Genomic DNA, 10797 nt, shown 5'->3' on the forward strand with positions numbered 1-10797 from the left:
CCGTCAATGCCAATAGATCCAGTTGCACAATCAGAAACGCCTCCCTGGCGAAAGATTTTCGATCTCTTTGAAAACGATGATGGATTTTTGCCAGATTTTTTCGTCGATGATCTGACCTCTGATCAAGTGGTCACGGTTTACGACTGGGTAATGTCGCAGTGCAAGGCATCTGAAAATGCGACCGCCTGGCATATCACCGCGCAAAAGGATCTCCCGATCGGCGCCATTCATGAACCTGCGCGGGCGTATGTTGCGGGTGAAATCGAGTCGTTCCGACATGGCCTTGTTGGCCTTTCAATCGACGGTATCGAATTGCCTTACCTGACCATCTGCGTGGAAGGTCGTGAGTGTATGTCGTTCGACTACCGAAAAGGACCCGAATGGAACGCGCACGCCATCACCGCTCTTCTCGAAATGTTCGCTCGCATCCATGAACTGGCTCCTAACGCCCGTATATGGCACACCGAAGTAGGTTGTGGCCATCGCCCTACCTCTCACTTCGCCGAAGCGCTTCTCCAGTTTGAGGTCGAGCGCCGTTGATCAGGTCACAAAGTCTGCTAGTGGCGTAGCGGTAGTTGATATCGAACGACCACTTTGCGGCCGGATCAATGATTCGCCAGGCGCTCGCACAGCAGCGCCGCGGCCGCTTCGGTGGTTTTGTCGCGACAAGGACGAAAGGATGAGTGTTTCTCGATATGTCCAGGAGTGCTTATATAGTGACCTTGCCCTCGAAAACGTATCCGTTACTGAGAGTGTGTAAAACTCCAGCAATGGAGGATTTTGCAATGGGTAACGCCGGTGTACGCCGATCGGCACCCGCCTCAGTCGTCCATGCTTGTCCGGCCACTGAACAACCTGACAGTGCCCTCGCGATCGTGTCCAGCGGCAAGAAATCGACGGCCGGGCTCATCGTGCCATCGGCGGCGTTGCGCCGATGGCCTGACTTGCCGCGTCGAGAAACAAGCTCATGACGCTTCACATCTTCGACGAGCGTGGCGCGCCGTCCCGGGGCGGACGCCGACCCTCCGCCCCGACGAACGCACCCGGCGCGTGCCGGCGGCCCGGCCCCCGACCACGGCAATTCCTCCGGTTGCCGGTCGTGGAAGCCGGAGACCATGGGAAACGTCGTCACCATGATACAGACGGCCCGCATGGTCCCCTCCCGGGCCCCTCTTCGTTCAATTGCCGGGCGCCAGATCGTTGGCAAACCGGTTCGTATAACCGAGCGTACCGACCCCGCCGATGGAGTTGCACGTCGACGATGCGGCGCCGGGCGGACAATCGACGTCACGGTCGAACGACCAGAAGTGGACACCCACGAGACCATTCTGTTTCACGAACTGCGCAACGGTGTCCGCATCCGCCGGCGTAAAGGTCTCGCCGCTCACATCGTTGCCGCCGATCATCGGCGTCAGCTCGATCTGGCTGTACGGTACGCCCCAGTGATCGTGCAGGTTCATCGCCGCCTGGATCGCCGACTGTCCCATCTGGCAGGTGCCGTTCGCGACCACGCAGTTCCCCGCCCCCGCCGACCCGTAGTCCATCGTCATCAGGTCGATCGTGTAGTTCTTCAGGCCGTAGGCCTGGATCGCCTGCATGACCCAGTCGCCATACACGTTGAAGCTGTCGGGGGCGCTGGCGCCCCAGGAACTGGCCGTGGTCGCGCCCTGCTGGGAAGGGGCCAGTGTCGCGAGCGTGAAGCTGAAGCGCAGGCCGGGATAATTCTGCTGGGCGACTGCCACGCGCTGGACGAGATCGTTGATCACCTGTTGTGTCTGCCCGCCCTCGATGTCGAAATCGATCCCGATGAGGTTGTTCGATGCATAACGATTGATGAAAGCCGCCATGCCCGCATCCGACCCGCACGTGAACATGCCGGCCGCGCCGCCGGTGGAAATCACGTAATTCACATTGGCCGCGGTGAAAAGCGGCACGTTGGCGGCCGCCATCGCGCCGCCGTCCACGCCCGCCCAGTTCTCGCTGCCGCATTCGCCGGTCGCGAACGCGAGCGTCATCGTACGGACACCGGCCGGCAGCACCGACAGCACCGGGCTCAATTGACCGGTGACGTTCGTCGAGATGACGTTCGTGTTCCAGTTCATCGAAATCGTCGCATCCTTGTACGGGCTATAAACGAATGCCGGCGCCGTGCCGGTAGCCGTCCCGGCTGCCGCGGCAGCGCCAGTGCCGCAAGACGACCATGCCAACAGAAGCGCCAGCGCGCCCTTCAAGGTCGATCGCTTCATGATTCCGGATTGGTTGCTCTTCATTTTCATGCCCTCATCGCGTTTTACGCATGACCGGCACCGGTGTTTCACACCATGCATGCCGGGAAATATTTCAGGAAGACGCGCTCCGCCCGCATGGGCGCAACGGAAACCCGCCACGTCACACGGACGGCAAGCGGCCGCATCATTGATATGGACTACAAAACAAAAATCGTGATCGGATCCGCCTTGGGGCGCCCCCACCCGCTAACACGGTCATGGCCTTTCACTGCCGGGTAGCCGCCTGCGGTACCACTCGCCATATCGAGGAAGGTGGCCGCACCGGCGGGTATCAGCGCACCGTTGACCTAGCGCTGCGCGTCAATCGACGGATTGCCGCCGTCTCTCCGTCAGTCAGATCTGGTTCATGGTTTCTCCTTTCGATTGACAAAGCTCCGCCCGGGTCGAATTCAAAAGAACCCAACCTTACAAATCGTCACTTGACGACAAATTTCGATATTGATTCTGCTTTTATATCTACGACGGACAACACGACGACTTCGCTCAATGCCGGTGAAGCATGTCGCGCCCCACTTTCGCGCAAGACCGGATGTTCGTCACGACGCGCCACAGCGCGCTATCATGAAGTCGTCACGCAGGCCCGGGATAGCGGGCCTGCCATGCGGCGGCGGATACCGATATTTCGACAGCCGATGTAGTGATCCTTCAGTCCGACGCCCGCACTTCGATTTGTTATACTACATAATCATCAGGCATCAACCCTGGAATCGGTTATTTCAATCAATATCGAAATCCGAAAATATTCACGGGATCACATTGGCATATTGCAATTGTCGCCATTCGACAATTCAACCGGATATCTCGCAGCCATTGGCGTGATTGTTCAAATCAACGAAATTCAGGCAATGCGATCGGGCTTCATCGTATTGGCGACCGACCCGCGATGACGTCACGTTGCCGTCCTTGATGCATCCACCGAACCCGGAGGCCGAACATGACTGTCGATCTCGCCACCCAGGCGTCGACCCGCACCGCCCAACTGGTCACCCGGGTGTACGCGAGGCTCCTGCTGGTTGGCTTCGCACTGGTGCCTGCCTATCTGATCGCCTACCTGTACTTCTTCCAGGACCCGTCGCTGAAATTCGAGAATCACGCCTTTCACGAACTGGCGATCGCGGCCGCCACGCTCGAAGGCGTGTTCGTCACGTATGTCTGCTGGCGCTGCTATCGCCTGTCGGGTGAGCCGTTGCTTCGCTGGCTTACGCTGGGCTTTCTGGGCTTTTCCCTCGTCTATGCGTTGCATGGCTTGTTCACCGGCATGGCGCATCACAATATCTGGCTGTTCCTGCTGTACGGGCCGGCATCGCGCCTGACCATGTCGATCCTGATCCTGGTCGGGCAGCTCGCCTATAGTCACAAGGCCGACAGCGCAACCGCCCGCGCCGATCCCCGCACCTGGTTACCCTGGCTCGCCGTGTTCGGACTCGTCGACGTCGCGGTCGCCGTGATCGCCTTCTCGCCGGTGGCCGGCAACCTGTGGGTACGCCTGTCGATGGAAGGCGGCGCACTGCTGCTCTCGGTCGTGAACGTCGTTGCGCTGCTCATCCGCCGCATCCGCTCGCCGCTGATGACGATCTACGGCATTTCGGTCACGTCGTTCGCGCTCTCCTCGCTCGCCTTCATCCTCGGGCGGCCGTGGAATCACATGTGGTGGCTCGCGCATGCAATTTTCGCGGCCGGCTTCTTCCTGCTCAGTTTCGGCGTGGTGCAGGCCTTTCAAACGACCCGTTCGTTTTCGAAGATCTACAGCCAGGCAGAACTGTTCGCCCGGTTGAGGGACGCGATGGCCAGGACGGAGCGCGCGCTGCAGGCGCTTCAACAGACCAACGAAAAGCTCGAGCACCTGGCGGCCACCGACCCGCTCACGGGCGCGGCCAACCGGCGGCAATTCATCGAAAGCGTGGAAGCGGAAATCAACCGGGCAAAGCGCAATGGCGCGCCGTTCTCGTTGCTCGCGCTCGATCTCGACCACTTCAAGGCGATCAACGACAGTTACGGGCATCAGGCGGGCGATCAGGTGTTGCAACGCTTCGTCGACAAATGCGCCGATGCGATCCGGCCGTACGATGGCGTCGCGCGGGTGGGCGGCGAGGAATTCATGGTGCTGCTGCCGCAAGCCGCGCTGGACACCGCCCGGTCGATCGGCGAGCGCATCCGCGCGGCGATCGCCGGCGCGCCGTTCGAAGCAGGCATCGGCGAACCTATCCAGGTCACCGTGAGTGTCGGCGCGTCCGAATTCGGCCGGGACGGCGAGACGATCGACGCGATCCTGCGCAAGGCGGACGAACGCCTGTACCGCGCGAAGCATCAAGGCCGCAACCAGGTGGTCGCCTGGTAAGCCGCTTGCCGTGTCGGCGCCGTCCATCGCGTCCGTGGCAGGCGTTCTTCAATGCATGACGCCCCGGGCATCGCCGGGCGCGTCATGTCGCGGCAGGATCAGAACGGGCTGCGTGTCGTATCGCCGTTGGTGAACACCGCGTCGACGACCTGATAGAACGCCATCGCCGTATCCGCGACTTCCCAGACCGCCAGGATGACGTGGTAGCCGCTACGCATCGGCAGCCGGCATGAGTGAATGGTCGGCTGCTGCGGCACCAGGTTCGCGTTCGGATCCCAGTACGGCTGGCCGGGATTCTGGATCGTACAGAACGGCGTGGGCTCGAACTGCGCGCGCGTCAGCTTTTCCGACGGGTTCCAGTCGGCACGGGTAATGAAGTAGTTCCAGCGACGCGTCTTGTGCACGGCGCTGAATTCCCATTTGAAATTCTGGACCGCGCCCGGCCGCAGCGGGATCTTCCGCCAGCGGCCCGGCGACTGCTCGTTCAACACGGGCAGCGGGCCATTCGTGCTGGCGCCGGCGATTTCGCCGTCCTTCGGCGGTGCGGCATTCTTCGCGTCGGCCGGCGCGAACGGATCCGACAGGCCGCTTTGCGTCGCGGGGAAGAACTTGCCGTTCTCCATCGCGTTCGCGTGCCAGGCGTCGACAGGACAGTCCGGATTCTGGCCTTGCGTGCACAGCACGATGCGCGAAGGCGGTTCGGTCAGACGGCCGTGCGCGTGAGCACCGGCCGCCGCAACCAGCAGCGCCACGCCGGCCAGCGAGCATGGCATGACGGAAGCAACGTACCTGCGGATGATCTTGTTCATGAGCCCTCATGGCATTGATGTCGAAACGGATATGCGCAGATCGGGCCTGTCGCCAGATCCCGGGCAGGGATTCCTGTCGACGCGTCGTCGCGCACGCGGATCGGCAAAAGCAGCGGTCAAATGAAACCGTGGCAGGCGATGATCAATCGCCACGCTTCCTGACAAATCACTTTCACCGGATTGAACCTTATCCGCAAAAATCGGAAAAATAAATTCCCGTTATTAATAATTATTTGATTATTGACATCAAAACATTCATTTCCCGAATGCTTCGATCGTCAGCCGCGATGCAACACGGATTGGGTTGTTTGACGATCGCGAATGATCGGCCTCGACATTTCGTGTTTGGAGGGGTATCGCATGGGCCCGTTCGTTATTCAATCATTTGGTTGCCGACGGCTGTATCAGCCGGTGCAGCAGTTCGTCAAATCCGCAGCCCAGATGGAGATGCGTCTGCCATTGGACTTTGACGTACGCATTGAAGAGTCGAACTTCCAGGAGCAATTCTTTTCCCGCATCAATCGGCAGGTGTGGCGCACGCAAAGGCCTGGCCTATGCGACGTCTCCCCGCCCTTGAATAGCACAACGCTTTAGAGTCCAATCACGTAGTCAGGAAATTGGGCATGAAGAAACGATTCGCGGAAGAGCAGATCATCGGTTTCCTGCGCGAGGCGGAGGCCGGCTTGCCGGTCAAGGAGTTCTGCCGTCAGCATGGCTTTTCCGAAGCGAGCTACTACCTATGGCGTAGCAAGTTTGGCGGAATGAGCATGTCCGACGCGAAACGGCTGAAGGAACTGGAGGCCGAAAACAACCGGCTGAAGAAACTGCTCGCGGAATCGAGGCTGGAGAACGAGGTGACGCGCGAGGCGCTGCGAAAAAAGTGGTGAGCGCACCGTCACGACAGGACTTGGTGCGCCATATGACCCACGGCGGCTTGAGCGAGACGTAGACCAAAATAAAGTTGTCACCGTTTGCGAAGGAAAGATGTCACTTCGCTGCTTGGCGTCGCCTGAGAGAGGCGAAACCGTCAGGAATTCATGAGGTTACGCGCTGCGCATTAAAGTTGTCACCGGGCGGACGTCGCGAAAGTAGTTGTCAACCGCTTTCCTCCCTGCCGCGACGATGAGATTTGCGGCCAGACGTTGTCCAAATCGCGAGTTTGATGGCTTGATCGTGCCGTTGTGATAAGAAATTTATCTCGCCACCACCCCAGAAATCTGCTCTGTTCCCTGCCGTCGCATCGCGGGCTAGCTGCCGATTGCGGGCGCCGGAATCGGTGAATGTTTGCCGCTCGTGATGAAGCGCTGCAACTGCTCCCAGGCCTCGAGGTAGCGAAACTTGGGCACGGCCGCCAACTGGTCATCGTCCAGCACCAGTACGTGCTCGACCACCGTCTGCTCCTGGTCGAGCAACAGGCACGGCTGATCCTGCTCGATGCGCTTGATACACGCGTCGAGCGCGCCCTCCGCCCGGCGGTAGGGCTCGACATCTTTGCCCGCCGTGGTCTCGCCCCGCATGAAGTACGCGAGATAGACGACCCGGATCAGGCAACAAATCTGGTCGAAATCACCACGCCCGGCGCGAACCGTCGCCAGGGCGAGATGGTTTTCCAGCGATAGCGCGCTCACCTTGGCTGTCGTCAGCGGCAACAGCATCTCCTTCGTGCGCGGTGACCGCGGGGGCCGGGATATAGCTTGCTTGCTCATTGATCAAGACGATTCGTTCTTTCAGTCCGCCCGGCATGGCCAGGTGCCCCAATACGTTACGCTTCATCGGCCACGATTTGCAACCGGCCATTTCGCTCGACCACCTCGCGCCGCATCGAGAACAGCCGCCCACATCCCGCGCACGACCAGTGTTCGCTCTCTGTCCGCCGCGCGCTTCCCACCCGGCCGCAAAACGGGCACGGCGTCGTTTCGGTGGGTTCGACATCCAACTGAATCCGTGCGGACAAGCTGCCGCTCGGCTCAAGTCGATCCGCGAATTCGGTGAACATCCCGCACCATTTCTGGACCATCCCGTGGCTCGTGCCGACAAGGTCCGCCACCTGCATAATCGACAACGGCAGCGACAGGTGCCGAATGAACAGGCGCATGCGCTCGAGCGAGCTCATCTTCGTGTTGACGAACGGTGTGCCGCGGCGTCGGGTAAATTTGGTCCCGCAATTCGCGCATTTGAACCGCAGGAAGGCGCCGTTCGGGCACTCATCGAAACGCGTCTTGTGACTGCTGCAGTCCGGGCAATGCGGAGGTCGATGGCTGAGCGAATTCAGCTCGTCGAATTCTTGCGTCAGACGAGCCGTCAAGGTGAAGTCTTCGCGCGCGCCGATTTCGGCGAAGGCCAGCGGTGCGGGTTCCAGTTCGGTGGGGCGGCCACCGAGCCTCACGCGGCGCTCCCACTTGCCGCTCGGGTCGAACTCCAACAGCCACGCGCGCCAGGCCAGCACACGTTGGCTGATGTCGTTCGACAGGCTGCCCATGCGTTCACCCGCATCCGTGCACGAGATCGGCTGCGACAGCAGGGACACGAACAGATCGAGTTTCTTGAGGTGCTTCTCGCCGAGCGGGGTGTCAGCCGTGCGACTGAAGTAGCGCCGGCAAGTCTGGCACTCGAACATCGGCAGTCGACCGATGGGCCGCGTTCGGAATCCCGCGCTGGTGATGTGGCCGCCGCCACAGCGCGGGCAGCGCGACGCGGTTCGTGACTCGCGGACAAGATCCTGTCGAGCTGGGCGGTCAGAAACGCCGTCAATTCCTTGTCCTCGCCGGCGGTATCGGATCGGCGAAGTACCGGGTTGCTCGATCGGGCCTTCATCAGAACTGGGCGGTTAACTGGAACCCGAGTGTGACCCGGTTCGTCGGAAAGCCGGACAGCTTGTACACCGGCGTGCCGGCGAACAGATCGTAGCCGTACCCGCCGAAACGCGTCGCGACGCTACCCTTCACGCCGATCACCGCGCCTGCCAGTTGCGTGCCAACCAACGCGACCGGCTGCGGACCCCACACTCGACCGTAGTCGAGCCCCGCGTAAACCGCCATTCCCGTCTGTCCGATCGGCGCCTGCAGCTCGTTGCGCCAGTAGAAACCGCGAGAAGCCGCGAGCATCGTTTCGCCGTCGAAACCGCGTACCGTGTAACGACTGCCGATCGTCAGATCGTCGATGTAGTACAGCGTGTTGCCCGTGTACTGGCCGTGGAACGTCGTGACGTAGCGAAGCGGTTGCTGCGCGATCGCGAACGGCACCGACAGGTTCGCATCGAGCATAGCCATCTTGTAGCGGTAGGTCGGGCCGCCCTCGGCCGCCAGCATGTCGTCCGGCGCGCCGAACGCGCCGATGCCCTGCCGGTACGCGAGCGTACCGTCGAATTGCGCGTTACCGAAATAGTGGCGATCGGTCAGGCCGAACTCGACGAACGTGTTGTTGCGGCGCTGCTGCGAGATCTCCGTGTCCTCGATGAAGCTTTGCCCGAAGCGGCGCGACAGTCGGAACTGCGCACCGAACACGTCGTTCTGGCTGCGCGACAGCACGCGGTTCAGCTTAAAGTCGACGGTCTTCGAATTGCCGCTCGCAACGAACGTCTGGTTCACGCCGGCGATCTGCTGGTAGTACGTGTTCGTGTACGCCGAGAGCGTCGCGGTCCAGTAGCCCCACGGGATCGAGTAGAAGCCGTTCCAGCCGTGCGAACCGAGCCGCTTGTCGCCGAACTCGAGATCCTGGCTCACGCCGACGTTGAAGACGTCGTTCAGCCCAAGCGGGCTGTCGATGCCGACCGAGAGGTTGCCTTGCAGCCGGCCGGTCGCGCGCGTGCCGGAGTTGTCGATCGATGCGACGACGGTCCACGGCTTGCCGCGCTTCACGTCGAGCACGACGTCGCTCTCGCCGGGTGCGTCGGCCGGCACGATCTGCATCGACACGTCCTGGCTCGACACGCGCTTCATCTGCTCGAGACCCTGTTCGAGGTCGCGCAGCCTCAGTAGTTCGCCGTCGCGCGTCGGGAAGGCGGTTTTCCACGTGCCGCGGAGCTTTTCGTCGGCGAAGCGCACATGGCGGATTACGCCGGGGATCAGCGAAAACTTGAGAGTGCCGGTCGACAGATCCTGTTCGGGCAGCAGCACGCGCGTCGTGACGTATCCGCGCGCCAGGATCGCTTGCGACAGGCCCTTGACGAGCAGGTCGAGCCCCTGCTTACCGACGCACTGCCCGGTGTAGTGGCCGAGCCATTCACGCGCGAATGCGAAGCGGTCCATCGGCAATGCCGACGCGCCCCTCGATTTCACGGAAACTGGAAGCGCATCGGGCACTTCGAGCGCGAAACCCTCGATGCGAAAGCAGGGTGCTTCTGTCGGCAGCGTCGGATACCCAGCGCTCGCCGTCACGCCCGAACGTACGCCGGGCGCGGAGATCGCCCGTTCGCGTTCGCGCGCCTCCTCCTGCTGTCGGGTTTGCTGGTCGTTGCCCGGAATGATCAGGCGCGGCGCTTCTTGTGCCGACACGCTGGTCGCGACAAACAGCAGTGCTGCCGCAGCGGAATTCCCCCGGCAAATAGTTTTCATGGGTTTTTCTAGAAGAGTGATCGCGTACTACGAATGTGTCGCGCGCTTATCGGAATTTAGGGATGCGACTGCAGGTTGAACTGATCCGCACGCAGCATCCATCAACGCCGTTGAGCTTCCCACACTACAACATTGCAAGAAGGTACGATCGCCCGAAGGTGAAAGCAACTGCAAGACCGAAGCTTACTAAAGCACCTCTCGCACTAAGCGCAGCCGGTTCGTTGTAAGCGAACCAAGCAAATAGAAGCGGTGCCATCACCATCGTTGATTTTAGCCAATATAGGAACTTCGCCCTAAATGAATCCTCCAAATTTCTTCCGAATAGAAGAAAGGTAATTAACAGAACTGCAAGGGCAATAATTACCGCACCAATTTCCATCGTCATTTCTTCGGCCCCTTAAGCTGATTCAAAGTATTTCTTATCCCCCACCAAGGGTTGGCGGATGGATCGAAAAATGGGTCTACCGGTTGGGCCAATCCGGTCGCATTACCCAACGGAACGCCAATTTGTTTTCCAGCGGCAATCGTTCCCGTCTTGGTCACGAAAAGAACCGCCGACTGCATTAGCGAATTTGTGCCGCCCGCCCACTTACTTAGTGCTTGCCCGTAGACTCCGCCCAGTGCTCCGCCATAAAATCCACCGATAGTCTCTGCGGTGGTCAAGGGCTTCCCGGACAAAATGTAGTGGTCAACCAACCCCGGACACTGCGTTAAGTTTTTCTTCCGCAACAGCCGGCGCCAGTCCGTCATTGAACTGATGCGGCCGTATCCAGTTGTACCGATGCATCAGGTAGTGGCTGATATCCCGG

8 protein-coding genes and 3 pseudogenes are annotated in these 10797 nt (G+C 60.6%); 4 read left to right on the plus strand and 7 right to left on the minus strand.

The window, feature by feature from the left end; all coding sequences use genetic code 11:
• Positions 1-6 precede the first annotated feature (6 nt).
• Positions 7-540: a hypothetical protein gene (locus GQ56_RS0131565; RefSeq protein ID WP_152601917.1), complete on the plus strand. Its 534-nt coding sequence runs from the start codon at positions 7-9 to the stop codon at positions 538-540.
• Positions 541-1178: 638 nt separating this feature from the next.
• On the opposite strand, the gene GQ56_RS0131570 is transcribed toward GQ56_RS0131565, so the two are convergent.
• Entirely contained in the window at positions 1179-2387 is a 1209-nt protein-coding gene (locus tag GQ56_RS0131570) for a chitinase (protein ID WP_407638613.1), read from the minus strand.
• Between the two features lie 835 nt (positions 2388-3222).
• Between GQ56_RS0131570 and GQ56_RS0131575 the strand changes: the two genes are divergently transcribed.
• Positions 3223-4626, plus strand: coding sequence for a GGDEF domain-containing protein (locus tag GQ56_RS0131575; protein ID WP_031402455.1), 1404 nt, complete (start codon positions 3223-3225; stop codon positions 4624-4626).
• Positions 4627-4724: 98 nt separating this feature from the next.
• On the opposite strand, the gene GQ56_RS0131580 is transcribed toward GQ56_RS0131575, so the two are convergent.
• Positions 4725-5435, minus strand: a complete 711-nt coding sequence (locus GQ56_RS0131580; RefSeq protein ID WP_407638614.1) for a lytic polysaccharide monooxygenase auxiliary activity family 9 protein — start codon at positions 5433-5435, stop codon at positions 4725-4727.
• A gap of 321 nt (positions 5436-5756) precedes the next feature.
• On the opposite strand from GQ56_RS0131580, the gene GQ56_RS0131585 reads away from it, so the two are divergent.
• Both GQ56_RS0131585 and tnpA read left to right on the plus strand, forming a co-directional pair.
• The gene (locus tag GQ56_RS0131585; protein ID WP_031402457.1) at positions 5757-6029 is read left to right on the plus strand and encodes a hypothetical protein; all 273 of its coding nucleotides are present in this window, start codon (positions 5757-5759) and stop codon (positions 6027-6029) included.
• A gap of 29 nt (positions 6030-6058) precedes the next feature.
• Positions 6059-6378: pseudogene (gene tnpA, locus GQ56_RS0131590) on the plus strand (IS66 family insertion sequence element accessory protein TnpA); the annotation flags it as partial.
• Between the two features lie 304 nt (positions 6379-6682).
• On the opposite strand, the gene GQ56_RS0131595 reads toward tnpA, so the two are convergent.
• The 5 genes and pseudogenes from GQ56_RS0131595 to GQ56_RS44945 all read right to left on the minus strand — a co-directional run.
• A complete protein-coding gene (locus GQ56_RS0131595) occupies positions 6683-7090 on the minus strand; it encodes a hypothetical protein (protein ID WP_081894998.1) in 408 nt (135 codons plus the stop codon).
• Between the two features lie 107 nt (positions 7091-7197).
• Positions 7198-8249 (minus strand): annotated as a pseudogene (locus GQ56_RS0131600) (DUF746 domain-containing protein).
• Positions 8249-9988: a ShlB/FhaC/HecB family hemolysin secretion/activation protein gene (locus GQ56_RS0131605; protein ID WP_031402461.1), complete on the minus strand. Its 1740-nt coding sequence runs from the start codon at positions 9986-9988 to the stop codon at positions 8249-8251. Before GQ56_RS0131605 ends, GQ56_RS0131600 begins: the two are co-directional and overlap by 1 nt.
• 381 nt (positions 9989-10369) lie before the next feature.
• A complete protein-coding gene (locus GQ56_RS44940) occupies positions 10370-10651 on the minus strand; it encodes a hypothetical protein (protein ID WP_152601918.1) in 282 nt (93 codons plus the stop codon).
• A 25-nt stretch (positions 10652-10676) separates the two neighbouring features.
• Positions 10677-10797: pseudogene (locus tag GQ56_RS44945) on the minus strand (IS3 family transposase); the annotation flags it as partial.

This window comes from Burkholderia paludis (assembly GCF_000732615.1).
In the GTDB taxonomy this organism is placed as follows: domain Bacteria; phylum Pseudomonadota; class Gammaproteobacteria; order Burkholderiales; family Burkholderiaceae; genus Burkholderia; species Burkholderia paludis.